We start from the raw sequence: 15,882 nt of genomic DNA on the forward strand, positions 1-15,882 counted from the left end.
CGATCCGAACTAAAAATGAGTTTAGTTTTACTTTCGGGCAGGGGTCAACCCTCGGATCAGCTCTCGAGGTCGACCCGGATGGTCAGCAGGTTGGTGCCGAACGTCCGCACGCCGAAGCTGTTGAACTGAGGTAGTGAGCGCAGCCGTGCGTGCGGGTCGTCGTCGGGCACCAAGTGCGCAGTGCCGCGATGCCACCTGCCGTTGATCCGGACGCGGACCTTCGGATTCGCCTGGATGTTCTTGACGTACTGCGACTTGTCGCCGAATTCCGAGACGAACCAGAACTGGTCGCCCTCGCGGCGTCCACCCAGAGGCGTGCGGCGGGGCTCACCGCTCTTGCGGCCGGTGGTTTCCAGCAGCGTCTGGAACGGCATCAGCCGCATCATTCGGTTGGCGACGTTCTTCTGGAAGGTTTTCGTGATCCGATCACGCAGATCGTCGGCCATGATTCCCCTTTGTTAGACCATCGCGGTGCGCGAGACCTTCATGCCCAGTGTGAGCGCTCCGGCAAGTTCGCGACTGGTGTCGTAGTCGAACACCACATGACCGGCAAGAACATCGACGTCGCGTTTGATGCGCTGCAGCGGATTGTCGGCGAAGTGCACGCTGGCGCCGGACGCCTCCAGCAGATCGGCGATCACCGACCGCGACTCGCGCACGATGTGCGCGGCGGCGAGGCGGGCCTCGGCTCGTACCGGCCGCGGCACCGGGTCACCCGACGCGACAACGGCTTCGATATCTCCGACGGTGTCGGCCAGCAGTCCGCGCAGCGCACGCAGCCGGACGCGCGCCTCGCCAAGCCGTGCCTGCGCCAGCGGCTTCTCCTTCTGCGTGACGCCTTCGTACGCGAGGATGCGCTCGCCGAGCCGCTCGGCGTAGACCTCCGCGACGCGCTCCGCGCTGCCCAGTGCCGGCATGGCCGCCAACAGCGACAGGGCGGGCACCATCGGCCAACGGTAGGTGTCGGCGTCGTGAAGCCCGGCGCCCGGCGCGGTGCCGGAATAGATATCGGCGACGCGGACAAGCCGGTGGTGGGGGACAAACGCATCGGTGATGACCACGTCGTTGGATCCAGTGGCCCGCATGCCGTCGGTGTGCCAGACGTCCTCGATGCGGACGTCGGAGATGGGTAGTAGGGCCAGCGCCGGATAAATAGCGGCCGGATCCTCATCGGGGCCGCAGATCGCACCCACCATGATCCAGTTGCCGTCCATCACGCCCGTCGCCCACGACCACCGGCCGGTCAACCGGATGCCGTCGCCGGACGGCACCCCTCGGCCCGTCGGCGCCAGCGGCGCGGGCGCGAGGAACGGGCGCGTCGCGAACGCCTCCTCCTGAGCACGCTCGTCGAACAGCGCAAGCATCCAGTTGTGCAGGGCATAGAAGCCAAGCGTCCACGCGCTCGACGCACAGCCGTGCGCCATCCGCCGAACCGGATCGAGGATCGACGGCCACGCGGCCTGCTGACCGCCGAAGCGGGCGGGCACCAGCAGTTCGGTAAAGCCCGAAGCGGTGACGTCGGCGACCGTTTCAGCAGGTAAGCGGCGTATCCGCTCGGCTTCTGGCGCGCGCTCGGCCAGCCGGGCGACAAACTCGGGGGTGATGGCCGGGGTGGCCGAAACCGCGGTCACGATCCTCAACGCTACCATACCTTTTAGTATGGAAAGTGTGTCTCAGCGCGTCAGCATGATGTCGAGGAAGCGTTCCCGCCGCGCGGCTCCCCGGGCGCTGGGTTTCGCCCCGGACAGATGCAGGAACCCTATTCCGACCGCAAAAGTGGCGGTTGCGCGCAGGTCGGCCTCCTCGGCATCGAACCCGTAGTCGAGAAATGCCTGGCGCACCGCGGCCACGACACGCCGGTCCGCGGCGCGGACGCTGGCGGCCACTCTCTCGTCGGTGCGGGCCCATTCCCGCATTGCGCGCTCCAGTGTCCAATGCCGAGCGTCAACCAGCGTTGTCATCATTTGCGAGAGCCGCTCCCGGGCAGGCACGTCAGTCGACGTGCCGAAGTGGCGCCGTTCCTCGTCTCTGGAGGCGCCCCACGCGTCGACCAGCGCGACGCGATAGCTCGCGATATCGGCGAAATGCCAGTAAAAACTGCCTTTGGTCACGCCGAGGCGGGTGCACAACCGGTCAACCTTCAGCGACTTGATGCCTTCCTCGGCAAGGACCGCATAGCCGGCCTGGATCCAGTCCTCCACGGCCAGGCGAGTGGCGCGAGCCTTTGCCATACCCCGAAGCCTACGGTGCCCACGGCCGGTCACGTCGGCATCGACACCAGACAGATTGTTCACGGGAATCTCGCCGACGCCGCCGTTCGGACTTTCTCCTCGCGCTGGTCACATGTTTTACTGCACACGCGACAACTGAAATTTTCTCGGTCCGCTCCATGGGCCACCGGGCTCAGTCGAGCGGGCACGACAACGCAGCAATCCGCTGCGCTGTCGATGACGATTGCTCGATCGTGGGAAAAGCGGAAATCGGAAGATGGATGGGTTTGCAGTATGAGCTTCATTGACAAGATTCGACGTCCCTGGGCGCGCCGGCTCACCATGGCTGCCGTAGCGGCGGCCCTGCTGCCCGGCGTAGTGGGCCTCACGGGGCAGTCTCCGACCGCTGAGGCGTTCTCGCGGCCCGGTCTGCCGGTGGAGTACTTGATGGTCCCCTCGCCGTCGATGGGCCGCGATATCAAGGTGCAGTTCCAGAAAGGCACCGGGTCGAAGGCTGTGTACCTGCTCGACGGTCTGCGTGCCCGCGACGACTTCAACGGCTGGGACCTCGAGACCCAGGCGTTCGAGTGGTACTTCGACACCCCGTTGTCGATCATCATGCCGGTCGGCGGTCAGTCCAGCTTCTACAGCGACTGGTATGCGCCGGCCTGTGGCAAGAACGGTTGCCAGACCTACAAGTGGGAGACCTTCCTGACGAGCGAGCTGCCGAACTGGCTGGCCGCCGAACGCGGAGTGTCCACGACCGGCAACGCCGCCGTCGGCCTGTCGATGGCGGGCAACTCGGCGATGATCCTCTCGGTCTATCATCCACAGCAGTTCATCTATGCCGGGTCGCTGTCGGCCTTCCTCAACCCGTCCGAGGGACAGTGGCCGTTCCTGATCAACATGGCGATGGGCGACGCCGGCGGATACAAGGCCAACGACATGTGGGGCCCGACCGAAGACCCGAACAGCGCGTGGAAGCGCAATGACCCGATGCTTCAGATCCCCGCGCTGGTGGCCAACAACACCCGCCTGTGGGTCTACTGCGGCAACGGAACGCCCAACGAACTGGGCGGCGCGAACCTCCCCGCCACCTTCCTCGAGGGTCTGACGATCCGGACGAACGAGACGTTCCGCGACAACTACATCGCCGCGGGCGGCAAAAACGCCGTGTTCAACTTCCCGCCTTACGGCACGCACAGCTGGGAGTACTGGGGCCAGCAACTTCAGCAGATGAAGCCCGACCTGATCTCGACCCTGGGCTCGTAGCGCCGACGCAAAGGTCCCCGACACTCGGACTTGCCCGGGTGATCGGGGACTTTTGCGTTCCCCTACCTTCGGTGTGGGCCCAGATGAGAATGGGTTCCATGTCTGAAGTCAATGCGTTGGTCGCGCACCAGGACGCCGAGGGATCCATCACGCTGCAGCACGAGGTCGTCGACGCGTCCTTCCTGCCCGACGGCGATGTCCAGATTGGCGTCGAATACTCGGGGATCAACTACAAGGACGCCCTGGCGATCACGCCGAAGGGCGGAGTCGCGCGGGCGTACCCGCTGATTCCCGGCATCGATGTCGCCGGAACGGTCACCTCGAGCTCGTCCCCTGAATTCGCCGTGGGTGACCGCGTCGTCGCCCATGGTTACGACATCGGCACCGGTCGCCACGGCGGCTACGCGGACACCGCGCGCTACCCCGCCGACTATCTGGTGAAGCTCGACGAGTTGACCACCGCCGAGGCCGCGGCTATCGGCACGGCGGGATTCACTGCGGCCATGAGCGTCAACGCGATTCGTGCGGCGGGCATACAGCCGGCCGACGGCCCGATTCTGGTTACCGGTGCGACGGGCGGGGTCGGCAGCGTCAGCGTCGATCTGCTGGCTGGACTCGGGTACGAGGTGGTCGCGTCCAGCGGTAAGGCCGAAGCCCACGACTGGCTGATGGAACTGGGCGCCACGCAGGTGATCGGTCGGCTACCCGCAGAGGGGGAGAAGGTGCGGGCGCTCGGCAAGTCGCAGTGGGCCGGCGTCGTCGACAGCGTGGGCGGCGACACCCTGGCCTACGCGTTGAGCACATTGAATTACGGTGGGACTGCGGCGATTTCAGGTCTGGCCCGGTCGGCTGACCTACCGACGACGGTGATGCCGTTCATTCTGCGCGGCGTAACCCTGGCTGGCATCGATTCAGTACAGCTGCCGATCGGGGCGCGTCGCGACGTGTGGCGTCAACTCGCGGGCGAGCTCAAGCCGCGTCACCTGGGCAGCATCACCAAGGACGTCTCGGTGCTCGAGGCGCCGCACACGCTGCGCACGATCATCGGCGGCGGCGTCACCGGCCGCACGCGCGTGGTCGTGCACGACGGATTCTGAGTTCAGCTCGCCGAACGTGGGTTACCCGCACGCGAAATGCGCCCAGGGTGTGTATCGAGCCCACACTCGGCGAAAAGAAACCTACTTCAGCTCGGACGACGACAGGCCCAGCAGCCGACGGGCAACCACCAGCTGCTGAATCTGCTGGGTGCCCTCGAAGATGTCGAGGATCTTGCTGTCGCGGGCCCACTTTTCCAGCAGCGTCTGCTCGGAATAGCCGACGGTGCCTGCCAATTCGACGGCCTTGAGCGTGATGTCACTGGCGACGCGGCCGGCCTTGGCCTTGCCCATCGACGCTTCCTTGGAGTTCGGGATGTTGTTGTCGGCCTGCCACGCCGAACGCACCATCAGTAGATACGCCGACTCCCAATCGGACTCCATCCGCAGGAACTCGGCGGCGGGCGCGCTTTGCGCGTGCGAGGGCTTGTCGTAGGAGATCTCCACACCGGCTTCGGTGAGGATCTTGCGCAGCTCCTCGAGCGCGGCGCGCGCGATGCCGACGGCCATCGCGGCCACCACCGGACGGGTGTTGTCGAAGGTCTCCATGACGCCCGCGAAGCCCTTCTCGACCTCGACGTCCGGGCTGCCGAGCAGGTTTTCCTTCGGGATGCGCGCGTTGTCGAACCGGATGGCGGCCGTGTCGGAGGCCTTGATGCCGAGCTTGTCCTCGAGGCGTTCGACGGTGACGCCGGGGTGTTCGCGCGGCACGATGAACGACTTGATCGCCGCGCGGCCCATCGACTTGTCCAGGGTCGCCCACACCACGATGTGGGTGGCGCGCGATCCCGCGGTGACATAGATCTTCTCGCCGTTGATGACGTACTCGTCGCCGTCGAGCTTCGCCGTGGTCGTCACCGCGGCCGAGTCGGACCCGAAGCCCGGTTCGGTGATCGCCATCGCGGCCCATACGTCCTTGCCGAGCTTGTCGAGCTGTTCACGAGTCGCCACGCTGGAGATCGCGGCGTTGCCGAGGCCCTGGCGCGGCACCGACAACATCAATGCGACGTCGCCCCAACTGACTTCCATCACGTTGAGCACGGCCGACATGTTGGCGCCATTGTGGTTGACGTCTCTGGCTTCTCCGGCCGCGAACGCTTCGGCGCCCGCGAAGGCGATGGCGTTGGCGCCCGAGATACCCTCGAAGAGGGTGGCCAGCGTGTCGAGTTCGACCGGGTACTCGTGTTCCCGCAGATCCCATTTGCGTGAGATCGGCCGCAGCATCTCGGCGGCGCCGTTGTGCGCCATGTCGATCACTGCTTCGAGCTTCTTCGGCAGTTCCAGATTGATTGCCATGATTCGACTTTCGTTAGAAGACTAGATAACGACGACACCCTCGGCGACACCGATCGCCCGCAGATCGCGGTACCAGCGTTCGACCGGGTGCTCCTTGGTGTAGCCGTGGCCACCGAGCAGTTGCACTCCATCGAGTCCGATCTGCATGCCCTTGTCGGCGCCGAGTCGCTTGGCCAGCGCAGCTTCCCGGGCGAACGGCAGACCCTGATCGGCGCGTGCGGCGCCGCGCCAGGTGATCAATCGCAGACCGTCGAGCTCGATCGCGATGTTGGCGCACATGAACGCGACCGCCTGCCGGTGCGCGATCGGTTCGCCGAATGCCTGCCGCTCCTTGACATATGGCACCACGTAGTCGAGCACCGCATGCGCCGTGCCGACCGAAAGCGCCGCCCAGCCGAGGCGGGACAGCGCGATGGCATCCGAATAGTCCTGATCGCTGGCCCCGCCCTCGCCAAGACGCGCTGACAGCGGGACGATGACGTTGTCCAGTTCGACCTGTCCGAGAGCGGCGGCGCGGATACCCATGCTCGGGTCCGCCTTGACGGATACGCCGCGTGACGACGATTCGACGATGAACAGCGCGGGCTTGCCGTTGAGTTGTGCTGCCACAATTAATAATTCGGCGTTCGCGGCGGCGGGCACCAAAGACTTTACGCCGTCGAGACGGTAGCCGCTCGGGGTGCGCACCGCCGTCGTCTTCAGCGCGGTCGGGTCGAACAGGGGGTGCGGCTCGGAGATCGCCACGCACGCCTGCGGCACATTCTCGCCGGCGAACTCCTTCAGGTAGGTCGCCTGCTGGTCGGCGCTGCCCCAGTGCGTGAGAGCCGACGCGACGCCTGCGGGCGCCAGGATGGGCAGCGCGAGTCCCATGTCGCCGTAGGCCAGCGCCTCGGCTACGAGCACATTGGTGACGGCTGCGCGATGGGCGGCGATTCCGTCGAAGTCCTCGGGAATGTTGATTGCCGTGATGCCGAGTTCAGTGGCCTTGGTGACGAGATCGGGTGGATAGGTCGCGGACTCGTCGGCGTCGTGGGCCGCGGGGCGCATGACCTCTTCGGCGAACTCACCGAGCGTGTCGACGATCATCTGCTGCTCGTCGTCGGGCGTGAGGTCGAAGTAGTCAGAACCGCTCTTTTTCAGCCGGGTCGGCCCGCCCTGGGCGCCGGAGGCGCGCTTGAACTGACGGCTCGCGGCGCCGGCGACCGAGAACACCTGCTTGACGCCGTACTTGAGACCGCCGTTCAGCGGCTCGCGCAGTTTGTGGCGGTCGAGGAACTCCTGGCCGACCAGCGGTGTGACCAGTGCCAGCGCCACGTCTGTCGCGGTGCGCTTGTGCTTGCGCAGGCCGACCGCACTTTCGTTGCCTTTGCGCTTTCGCCGCGGTGCGGATCCATTGTTCGACGGCAGGGTATTGGTCATGTCGACCGCCTCGCTTAGAAAGATTGACGTTCACATTTTCGGAACTGACTCCAGAGTAAGGTATGTCAACTGACTCACCAGTAAGTTCGGTGGGAATGTTGTGTAGTTCACACGTCAGACCGTAGCCAAGAGCTCGTCGAACGCGGCCTGCATGCACTCGGCGTAGTGCGCGGGGTCTGGTAGTGCGTCGCGGTCCGCGGTGACGCCCATCGAGACGGTTCCGTTGTAGCTCGCAATGACGTGGAACAGGTTCAAGCCCCCGATCAACGGCCCCAATCCGGTGACCCGGATCAGGCGTGCGCCGTTGAAATAGATCGGCTCTGCGGGTCCGGGCACATTGCTCAAGTTGGTGTTGGCGATCGGCGGACTGCTGAAGGGCAGCGCCGAGGCCGCCTTGATGGTCAGGCCGAGCAGCGTGGTGGGAACGAGGCCGACGAGCTCCATCAGCCGGTTGGTGTTGGACATATCGGAGTTCTCGCGGAACGCGGATGCCTCGGCCACGATCGACAGAAGCCGCTTGTGTGGATCCGACATAGTCGTCTGCAGCGACTGCAGTCTGCCGAACAACCGGTTTCCGCCCGCCCCTTTCTCACTGGAATCCCGTATCGATGCGGGGCACGCAGTGAGGAGTGACTCCTCCGGCAACTCGTCATGGTCTTCGAGGTAGCGCCTCAACGCCCCGCCGACATATGCCACCGCGACGTCGTTGATCGTCGCCCCCGGCACGGTCGATTTGATGCGCTGGAAGTCGGCGAGGTCATGGAACCGAGCCTCGAAAACCCGGTGGGGAGAAGGGGACCCGTTGAACCGAGTGGTCGGGGCGAACAGGGACGGCGGGTCGCCACCGAGCGCCGCGGCGACGCCACCGGCCACCTTGGCGGGCAGCCCGGCGACCTGGCGGAACGCCTTCAGCGCACTTGGCACGACGACGCTGCCCGCGCGCATTGGATACTGCGCGATATTGACCGCAGTCTTGGACACCAGAGTGGACGTAGACGGTAGTTCGTCTGGCTCCCAGGGTGTTTCGGGAGGTGCGGGGCGAGGACCGTCGGGTGCGAGATCGTGCAGGGCGGCCAGCAGCTCGACACTTTCCATGCCGTCGGCGGCGCAGTGGTGCAGTTTCACGCCGACCGCGAACGATCCCGGCGGGACACCGGGAACCGCGTTGAGCCCCTCGATGACGGTCATCTCCCATGGCGGACGACGCAGGTCGATCTGCCGGGCGTGGATGCGCGCGATTTGGATGCACAACTGGCGCCAGTCTCCGGGCTGCGGCAGCGCAATGTGGCGGACGTGGTACTCGAGATCGAAGTTCGGGTCGTCCACCCAATACGGCATGTGCAGGCCGCCGGGGAGTTCGGTCAGCCGCCGCCGAAAGGTCGGCGCGAGGTGCAACCGGCTGTCGACCTCTTCGAGGATGCCCTTGAAGGTGACCCGCCCGCCGGGCGCCGTTGCCGGGTCGTAGATCAGCAGCATCTGGATCTGCATCGGAGTTTCGGGACGCTCGGCCCGCAACATCATGTCATCGGTCCAGCTCAGCTGCTGCACGGATGCTCCCCTCTGAGCAGAATCGATCGACGCGACGGCGTCATCACATGATGACGCCATTCGAACTCAGATATCGGGCTATCGAAGACGCGCGAGCACAGCGTCGTGCAGCTTCCCGTTGGTGGCGACAGCGCTTCCACCGTGAGGGCCAGGTTGCCCCGCGACGCTCGTGAACGTGCCGCCCGCCTCCCGCACCAGGATGTCGAGGGCCGCCAGGTCCCACAGCTTGACCTCCGGTTCGACGGCGATGTCCACGGCGCCCTCGGCGACCAAGCAGTAGGACCAGAAGTCGCCGTAGCCGCGAACTCGCCACACCTCGTCGGTGAGCTCCAGGAATTGTGGGCGCAAACCGTCCCACCCGGTGGTGAGATCGGAGTACGTCAGGCTCGCCGAGGCGATGTCGTCGACGCCGGACACCGAGATGCGCCGCGTCTGCCCGCCGAACGATGTGAACGCACCTTCGCCGCCGCCGGCCCACCAGCGCCGGTGCAGCGCGGGAGCGCTGACGACACCCACCACGGGCACGCCGTCGTCGAGCAACGCGATCAACGTGGCCCACACCGGAACGCCGCGGACGAAGTTCTTCGTACCGTCGATGGGGTCGACGACCCACTGGCGGCCGCTGAAAACCGCTGTGCCGCCCAATTCTTCACCGAGCACGACGTCGTCGGGCCGGTGCGCCGCCAGCGCCTCTCGGACCAGCTCCTCGACCGAGCGATCGGCGTCCGTCACGGGAGTGAGGTCGGGTTTTGTCTCGACCCGCAAATCCAGCGCGCCGAAACGAGCCAGCGTCTGCGCGTCGGCGGCGTCGGCCATTTGCAGCGCGAAGGCAACATCATTACGGATGTCATCACCGACTTCCGTCATGCCTCGACTCCCGCTCGCTCCGGTCCTCGCTCGTTCCTCGCTGCGATCCTCACTCGCGTTCGTCTTCGGGTCGTCATGCAACACGTCCTACCATGTCGGTGTGTGGGAAATCGCGATGGTCCTGGTCATGGTCGGGGTGCTCGTCGCCATCGCCGCCCCCTGGATCATGAGACGGCGCGGTGCGGGCAGCGACTGGGTGCAGGGCCAGCTGCTGGTCACCGGCGTCAGTCCGCGGCCGGAGGACGTCACCGGCGAGCAATTCGTGACGATCACCGGCGTCATCAACGGCCCGACGGTCGACGAGCATGTGATCTATCAGCGCATGGCGGTCGACGTCGACCAGTGGCCGACGATGTCTACGTTGTTTCCCGTCGTGTACTCGCCCAAGAACCCGGACAACTGGCGATTCGCGCCGACCGCGGCCCCGCCGCAGCCACCACCGCCGGGGCCCGAGATCTACTAGCGGCTTCAGCCGTGCGCGATGCGCAGCAGCTCCGCGACGCTGGTCACCTTCACCCGCGGCCGTCCGTGGGGCTCACCCGAGGTGCGCTCGTGTTCGTCGATCAGCTTCCAGTGATCATCGGTGATCACCTTGGGCTGACGCTCGACCAGCCATTCCGCCAGCCGCTCGGCATGATCACTGCCGAAATCTGACAGCGACGCCGACGACAGGTCGGCGACCAACGTGTCGACGGTTTCCTGCGAGTCACTCTTGTTGCTCCCGATGACTCCGGTGGGGCCTCGCTTGATCCAGCCGACGACGTACTCGTTACGACGGCCCTCGATCCGGCCATCGGTGTGCGGAATCGTGCCGTTGCGCTCGTGGAACGGCAGGCCTTCCAGCTTGACCCCGCGGTAGCCGACCGCGCGCACCACCAGCTGGGCAGGTACCTCCTCGCGTTCGCCGGTGTCCTTGGCGACGACGCGTCCGTCCTCTTCGACGAGTTCGTTGCGGCCCAGCACGATGGACTCGACCTTGTCGGTGCCCTTGATCTCGATCGGCGACGTGCGGAACCGGAACACGATGCGGCGCTTGGCGCCCTTCGGTGTCTGCTCGCCGTATCCGCGCAACACCTTGATGTTGTTCTTGACGGTCTTGCCCGCGGCTTCCAGATCCTCGTCGGAGATATCGGCGAAGTCGGCGGGGTCGATGATGACGTCGACGTCGCCCAGTCCTTCGAGGTGGCCGAGTTCCCGCAGTTCCAGCGTGGTGAACGGGGCCTGCAGCGGACCGCGCCTGCCGATGATGAGGACCTCCTCGACACCGCGGTCGTGCAGGGACTTCAGCGCGTGGTCGGCGATGTCGGTGGCAGCCAGCACGTCGGGGTCGGTCACCAGGATGCGTGCCACGTCCAGCGCGACGTTGCCGTTGCCGACCACCACGGCTCGCCCGGTCGACAGATCGGGTGCCATCTCCTCGAAGTGGGGGTGGGCGTTGTACCACCCCACGAAGTCGACCGCGGGCACGCTGCCGGGCAGATCCTCGCCGGGAATACCCAACGACCGATCGGACTGCGCGCCGACGGCGTAGATCACCGCGTCGTAGCGTTCGGCCAGCTCGGCAGCCTGCACGTGGTCCCCGACCACGATGTTGCCGAAGAACCGGAAACGGGGATCCAGCGCGGTCTTCTCGAACTGGGCGCTGATCGACTTGATCTTCGGGTGGTCGGGTGCGACGCCCGAGCGCACCAGCCCCCACGGCGTGGGCAGCATCTCCAGCATGTCGACGCGGACGTCCGCGTCGATTCCCTCTTTTTGCGAGGCGTCGGCGAATTTCAGAAGCGAAGCGGCAGCGAAGTAGCCCGAGGGGCCGGAGCCGACGATCGCCACGTGGTAGGGGCGCATGAATACCTTTTGTTGAAGGTTGTTGCTGCCCGGCCGCGCGCAAGGGGCTGTCGCGTCGCGGCAGGGCTGGTTGCCATCTCCGATGCTAAAGGCGAACCCTGCCGAATTGCCGCCAGTCAGGGATAACAGTGTCGGGTTCTTCCACAGGTACCCTGAATTCCCGTGGATCCCGACCGGCAAGCCGATATCGCAGCACTCGACTCCACCCTGACGACGGTGGAGCGGGTGCTTGACGTCGACGGCCTGCGTGTCCGCATCGAGAAGCTCGAGCACGAGGCCTCTGACCCCAACCTGTGGGACGACCAGTCCCGGGCGCAGAAGGTCACCAGTGAGCTGTCCCACACCCAGGGCGAGCTGCGCCGCGTCGAGGAACTCCGGCAGCGCCTCGACGACCTGCCCGTGCTCTACGAGATGGCCGCCGAAGAAGAGGGGGCGGGCGCGGCGGAAGCCCAAGCCGAGGCCGACGCCGAACTCAAGAAGCTGCGCGAGGACCTCGAGGCGATAGAGGTCCGCACACTGCTGTCCGGCGAGTACGACTCGCGTGAGGCGCTGCTGAACATCCGCTCCGGCGCAGGCGGCGTCGACGCGGCGGACTGGGCCGAGATGTTGATGCGGATGTACGTGCGCTGGGCCGAACAGCACAACTACCCCGTCGAGGTGTTCGATACGTCCTACGCCGAAGAGGCGGGCATCAAGAGCGCAACGTTCGCGGTGCACGCGCCGTACGCGTACGGCACCTTGTCGGTGGAGCAGGGCACCCATCGACTGGTGCGCATCAGCCCGTTCGACAACCAGGGCAGGCGCCAAACGTCTTTCGCCGAAGTGGAAGTGCTGCCCGTCACCGAAACCACCGACCACATAGACATTCCCGAGGCCGACGTGCGCGTCGACGTCTACCGATCCAGCGGACCGGGCGGCCAATCGGTGAACACCACGGACTCGGCGGTTCGACTCACGCACATCCCGACCGGTATCGTGGTCACTTGCCAGAACGAGAAGTCGCAGTTGCAGAACAAGGTCTCGGCAATGCGGGTTCTTCAGGCAAAGTTATTGGAGCGCAAGCGTTTAGAAGAGCGCGCCGAGATGGACGCCTTGAAGGGCGACGGCGGAAGCTCGTGGGGAAATCAGATGCGCTCCTATGTTTTGCACCCGTATCAAATGGTAAAGGACTTGCGCACCGAGTACGAGGTCGGTAATCCGGCCGCGGTACTGGACGGTGATATCGACGGATTCCTCGAGGCCGGAATTCGTTGGCGCAATAGACGAGATGACGAATAGCAACCTGATCGCATTCGCCTTGGGAGACCGGTGGACCGGTTTCTGGCAGGGCACCATCGGCGTGTGGATCCTCGAGCGCGGCGTGCCGATCGCGCTCTACCTGATCGGCGGTCTGCTGGCCGCCAGGTTCATCAACTGGTCGGCGCGGCGAATCGTGAAGCGCATCGACGCCGAGTATCAGGAAAGCGACCAACTGGTGCGCACCGAGAGTGCCAAGCACCGTCAAGCCGTCGCGTCGGTGATTTCCTGGGTGACGGTCGCGCTGCTCTTCGTCATCGTGATCATGCAGGTGACGTCGATCCTCGCGATCCCGATCGGCTCGCTCGTCGCGCCGGCTGCGGTGCTGGGCGCCGCGCTCGGCTTCGGCGCTCAACGCGTCGTCCAGGATCTGCTGTCGGGGTTCTTCATCATCACCGAGAAGCAGTACGGCTTCGGTGACCTGGTGTCGCTCACCGTCGCCGGTATCGCGCTGCCCGCGGAGGGCACCGTGGAGGACGTCACGCTTCGCGTCACCAAGCTGCGCTCCAGCGAGGGCGAGATGTTCACCATCCCCAACGGTCAAATCGTCAAGACGATCAACCTCTCCAAGGACTGGGCGCGCGCCGTCATCGACATCCCGGTGCCGACGTCGGCGGACCTCAACGTCGTCAACGATCTGCTCCACGGGGTCGCTGAAAAGGCGATGGAGGATCCCAGCCTGAGCGCGCTCCTCCTCGACGCGCCTCAGCTGATGGGTGTGGAGAGCATCGAACTGGACACCGTCAATCTGCGGATGGTGGCCCGCACCTTGCCGGGCAAGCAGTTCGAGGTGGGACGCCGCATACGTGTGCTGGTTGTCCGTGCGCTGCGGCGTGCTGGGATCGCGTCGCCCGCCGAAGGCGCGAAGCCGATGGTGGAGGCCATCGTGCATCCGGCGACGACCGGCGGTGCGGAGGGCGAAACGCAGGGTCCGCCGGAGGACCGCAAATGACATCGTGGCTGAAGGTCAAGCTCGGGGGCCGGATCCGGGTCTCGACGGCGGTGCTCATCGTCGCGTTCTTCGCGCTGTTCTGGGTGTATCACAACGTCGAACCCGCTCCGAAGCCCGAGCCGCCCGCGCCTGCGGTCGTGCCGCCCGGCTTCGTGCCCGACCCCAACTACACGTGGGTGCCCCGCACCAACGTGCGACGGCCCAAGGAGACTTCCGAGTCCACGACCGCCACCACAACGACCACGACACCGACCACCACCAGCCCGACGGATACCACCAGTCCGACGTCACCGACCTCACCGACGACGACCACCCCGACCACGCCTACGACCACCGTCGTGGATCCCGACGGATTCGGGCCGCTGCCACCGACGACCCAGACGATCGTCACACCGACTCAGGTGAGCCCGGCACCGGCCGCGCCGGGCCCAGCCCCGGCGACCACGGCTCCGCAGAGCTAGGCCCTCGGACAGACACCGCTACACTGGCGTGCCGTGATGATCACCCTTGACCATGTCTCGAAGATGTATAAGTCGTCGGCGCGGCCCGCGCTCGACAATGTGTCGGTCAAGATCGACAAGGGTGAGTTCGTCTTCCTCATCGGCCCGTCAGGTTCGGGCAAGTCCACCTTCATGCGGTTGTTGCTCGCCGAGGAGACTCCCTCCTCAGGCGACATCCGAGTGTCGAAATTTCACGTCAACAAGCTGGCCGGTCGCCACATCCCGGACCTGCGGCAGGTGCTGGGCTGCGTCTTCCAAGACTTCCGGCTGTTGCAGCAGAAGACGGTGTTCGAGAACGTCGCCTTCGCGCTGGAGGTCATCGGGAAGCGCTCAGAGGTGATCAACCGTGTGGTGCCCGATGTCTTGGAGATGGTCGGCCTGTCCGGCAAGGCCAACCGGCTGCCGACCGAGCTGTCCGGTGGTGAACAGCAGCGGGTGGCTATCGCCCGGGCGTTCGTCAACCGGCCGCTGGTGCTGCTTGCCGACGAGCCGACCGGCAACCTCGACCCTGAGACCAGCAAGGACATCATGGACCTACTCGAGCGCATCAACCGCACCGGGACGACGGTGGTGATGGCAACCCACGACCACCACATCGTCGACTCGATGCGCCAGCGTGTCGTGGAGTTGGAATTGGGCAGGCTGGTTCGCGATGAGCAGCGCGGCGTCTACGGAATGGATCGCTAGTGCGCTTAGGATTCCTCATCAATGAGGTCCTCACCGGTTTTCGTCGCAATGTGACGATGACTATCGCGATGATCCTCACCACCGCGATCTCGATCGGCTTGTTCGGCGGCGGCCTGTTGGTGGTGCGGCTGGCCGACCAGTCGCGCGACATCTACCTGGATCGCGTCGAGAGCCAGGTCTTTCTGACCAACGACGTCTCCGCCAACGACCCCACGTGTGACGCAGATCCGTGCAAGGCGCTGCGTCAGCAGATCGAGGACCGCGACGATGTGCGCTCGGTGCGCTTCCTCAACCGCGAAGAGGCGTACGCCGACGCTGTGAAGAAGTTCCCGGAATTCAAGGAATTCGCCGGACAGGATGCGTTCCCGTCGTCGTTCATCGTCAAGCTCGACGACCCTGAACAGCATCAGAAGTTCGACGAGGCGATGGCCGGCCAGCCCGGGGTGCAGCAGGTGCTCAACCAGAAGGTGTTGATCGACCGGCTGTTCGCCGTCCTCGACGGCGTCAGGAACGCGGCGTTCGCGGTGGCCTTTGTACAGGCGATCGGAGCAATTCTCCTGATAGCCAACATGGTTCAAGTCGCCGCCTACACCCGGCGAACAGAGATCGGCATCATGCGACTCGTCGGCGCCAGCCGGTGGTACACACAGCTGCCGTTCCTGGTCGAAGCGATGCTGGCGGCGTTCGTCGGTGTGGTGATCGCGATCGTCGGGCTCATTCTGGTTCGCGCCTTGTTCCTGGAAAGCGCTCTCGACCAGTTCTATCGGGCCAATTTGATCGCCAAGGTGGACTACGCGGACGTGTTGTACTTCAGTGCGCCCTGGATGTTGTTCCTCGGTCTGGCGATGTCGGGCGTCACCGCGTATGTCACGCTGCGGCTGTACGTCCGAAGATAG

Annotated in this window: 16 protein-coding genes; 8 read left to right on the forward strand and 8 right to left on the reverse strand. The window is 65.3% G+C overall.

All coding sequences use genetic code 11. The features are described from left to right. Window positions 1-56: 56 nt before the first annotated feature. From M1248_RS25090 to M1248_RS25100, 3 genes are read right to left on the reverse strand one after another with little or no spacing between them, the layout of a single operon-like run. Window positions 57-446: a nitroreductase/quinone reductase family protein gene (locus tag M1248_RS25090; RefSeq protein WP_163736596.1), complete on the reverse strand. Its 390-nt coding sequence runs from the start codon at window positions 444-446 to the stop codon at window positions 57-59. A gap of 12 nt (window positions 447-458) precedes the next feature. Beyond that, window positions 459-1,631, reverse strand: coding sequence for an acyl-CoA dehydrogenase (locus tag M1248_RS25095; protein WP_232076420.1), 1,173 nt, complete (start codon window positions 1,629-1,631; stop codon window positions 459-461). 42 nt (window positions 1,632-1,673) lie between these two features. Then, entirely contained in the window at window positions 1,674-2,231 is a 558-nt protein-coding gene (locus M1248_RS25100) for a TetR/AcrR family transcriptional regulator (protein WP_163736602.1), read from the reverse strand. Window positions 2,232-2,504: 273 nt separating this feature from the next. Between M1248_RS25100 and M1248_RS25105 the strand changes: the two genes are divergently transcribed. After that, window positions 2,505-3,482, forward strand: a complete 978-nt coding sequence (locus M1248_RS25105; protein WP_163736605.1) for an esterase family protein — start codon at window positions 2,505-2,507, stop codon at window positions 3,480-3,482. Window positions 3,483-3,580: 98 nt separating this feature from the next. After that, complete coding sequence (locus M1248_RS25110; RefSeq protein ID WP_163736608.1) at window positions 3,581-4,579, forward strand: acryloyl-CoA reductase; 999 nt, start codon at window positions 3,581-3,583, stop codon at window positions 4,577-4,579. Between the two features lie 81 nt (window positions 4,580-4,660). Here M1248_RS25110 and M1248_RS25115 read toward each other — a convergent pair whose 3' ends face one another. The 4 genes from M1248_RS25115 to hisN form a co-directional block, all read right to left on the reverse strand. Next, on the reverse strand, window positions 4,661-5,872 hold the full coding sequence (locus M1248_RS25115; protein ID WP_083128580.1) for an acyl-CoA dehydrogenase family protein: 1,212 nt from the start codon (window positions 5,870-5,872) through the stop codon (window positions 4,661-4,663). Window positions 5,873-5,893: 21 nt separating this feature from the next. Then, window positions 5,894-7,291 carry an acyl-CoA dehydrogenase family protein gene (locus tag M1248_RS25120; RefSeq protein ID WP_317150055.1) on the reverse strand — a complete coding sequence of 466 codons (1,398 nt, stop codon included), beginning with the start codon at window positions 7,289-7,291 and terminating at the stop codon, window positions 5,894-5,896. 114 nt (window positions 7,292-7,405) lie between these two features. Beyond that, window positions 7,406-8,839 carry a wax ester/triacylglycerol synthase family O-acyltransferase gene (locus M1248_RS25125; protein WP_317150056.1) on the reverse strand — a complete coding sequence of 478 codons (1,434 nt, stop codon included), beginning with the start codon at window positions 8,837-8,839 and terminating at the stop codon, window positions 7,406-7,408. 78 nt (window positions 8,840-8,917) lie between these two features. Further along, on the reverse strand, window positions 8,918-9,706 hold the full coding sequence (hisN, locus tag M1248_RS25130) for a histidinol-phosphatase (RefSeq protein WP_317150057.1): 789 nt from the start codon (window positions 9,704-9,706) through the stop codon (window positions 8,918-8,920). Window positions 9,707-9,806: 100 nt separating this feature from the next. Here hisN and M1248_RS25135 point away from each other — a divergent pair, with 100 nt between their 5' ends. Continuing rightward, window positions 9,807-10,169, forward strand: a complete 363-nt coding sequence (locus M1248_RS25135) for a hypothetical protein (protein ID WP_317150058.1) — start codon at window positions 9,807-9,809, stop codon at window positions 10,167-10,169. A 5-nt stretch (window positions 10,170-10,174) separates the two neighbouring features. Here M1248_RS25135 and M1248_RS25140 read toward each other — a convergent pair whose 3' ends face one another. Then, the gene (locus M1248_RS25140) at window positions 10,175-11,551 is read right to left on the reverse strand and encodes an FAD-dependent oxidoreductase (protein ID WP_317150059.1); all 1,377 of its coding nucleotides are present in this window, start codon (window positions 11,549-11,551) and stop codon (window positions 10,175-10,177) included. Between the two features lie 162 nt (window positions 11,552-11,713). Here M1248_RS25140 and prfB point away from each other — a divergent pair, with 162 nt between their 5' ends. Genes prfB through ftsX form a run of 5 tightly spaced genes read left to right on the forward strand, consistent with a single transcriptional unit; the run spans window position 11,714 to window position 15,882 of the window. Beyond that, complete coding sequence (gene prfB, locus M1248_RS25145; RefSeq protein WP_317150060.1) at window positions 11,714-12,829, forward strand: peptide chain release factor 2; 1,116 nt, start codon at window positions 11,714-11,716, stop codon at window positions 12,827-12,829. Continuing rightward, the gene (locus tag M1248_RS25150; RefSeq protein WP_163736637.1) at window positions 12,819-13,799 is read left to right on the forward strand and encodes a mechanosensitive ion channel family protein; all 981 of its coding nucleotides are present in this window, start codon (window positions 12,819-12,821) and stop codon (window positions 13,797-13,799) included. The genes prfB and M1248_RS25150 overlap by 11 nt, the downstream gene beginning before the upstream one ends. Continuing rightward, on the forward strand, window positions 13,796-14,260 hold the full coding sequence (locus M1248_RS25155) for a hypothetical protein (RefSeq protein ID WP_232076422.1): 465 nt from the start codon (window positions 13,796-13,798) through the stop codon (window positions 14,258-14,260). The genes M1248_RS25150 and M1248_RS25155 overlap by 4 nt, the downstream gene beginning before the upstream one ends. Before the next feature lie 36 nt (window positions 14,261-14,296). Next, complete coding sequence (gene ftsE, locus M1248_RS25160) at window positions 14,297-14,986, forward strand: cell division ATP-binding protein FtsE (RefSeq protein WP_163738558.1); 690 nt, start codon at window positions 14,297-14,299, stop codon at window positions 14,984-14,986. Beyond that, window positions 14,986-15,882: a permease-like cell division protein FtsX gene (gene ftsX / locus M1248_RS25165; protein ID WP_317150061.1), complete on the forward strand. Its 897-nt coding sequence runs from the start codon at window positions 14,986-14,988 to the stop codon at window positions 15,880-15,882. Before ftsE ends, ftsX begins: the two co-directional genes overlap by 1 nt.

It is taken from the genome of Mycobacterium sp. 29Ha (assembly GCF_032883055.1).
GTDB classification, from domain to species: Bacteria; Actinomycetota; Actinomycetes; order Mycobacteriales; family Mycobacteriaceae; genus Mycobacterium; species Mycobacterium gallinarum.

Bases quoted from the DNA above. Each gene is read 5' to 3' on its own strand.
- M1248_RS25110 (WP_163736608.1), top strand. From the start codon at position 3,581: ATGTCTGAAGTCAATGCGTTGGTCGCGCACCAGGACGCCGAGGGATCC.
- M1248_RS25105 (WP_163736605.1), top strand. From the start codon at position 2,505: ATGAGCTTCATTGACAAGATTCGACGTCCCTGGGCGCGCCGGCTCACC.
- M1248_RS25120 (WP_317150055.1), bottom strand. From the start codon at position 7,291: ATGACCAATACCCTGCCGTCGAACAATGGATCCGCACCGCGGCGAAAG.
- M1248_RS25090 (WP_163736596.1), bottom strand. From the start codon at position 446: ATGGCCGACGATCTGCGTGATCGGATCACGAAAACCTTCCAGAAGAAC.
- M1248_RS25155 (WP_232076422.1), top strand. From the start codon at position 13,796: ATGACATCGTGGCTGAAGGTCAAGCTCGGGGGCCGGATCCGGGTCTCG.
- hisN (WP_317150057.1), bottom strand. From the start codon at position 9,706: ATGACGGAAGTCGGTGATGACATCCGTAATGATGTTGCCTTCGCGCTG.
- M1248_RS25100 (WP_163736602.1), bottom strand. From the start codon at position 2,231: ATGGCAAAGGCTCGCGCCACTCGCCTGGCCGTGGAGGACTGGATCCAG.
- M1248_RS25140 (WP_317150059.1), bottom strand. From the start codon at position 11,551: ATGCGCCCCTACCACGTGGCGATCGTCGGCTCCGGCCCCTCGGGCTAC.
- ftsE (WP_163738558.1), top strand. From the start codon at position 14,297: ATGATCACCCTTGACCATGTCTCGAAGATGTATAAGTCGTCGGCGCGG.
- M1248_RS25150 (WP_163736637.1), top strand. From the start codon at position 12,819: ATGACGAATAGCAACCTGATCGCATTCGCCTTGGGAGACCGGTGGACC.
- M1248_RS25115 (WP_083128580.1), bottom strand. From the start codon at position 5,872: ATGGCAATCAATCTGGAACTGCCGAAGAAGCTCGAAGCAGTGATCGAC.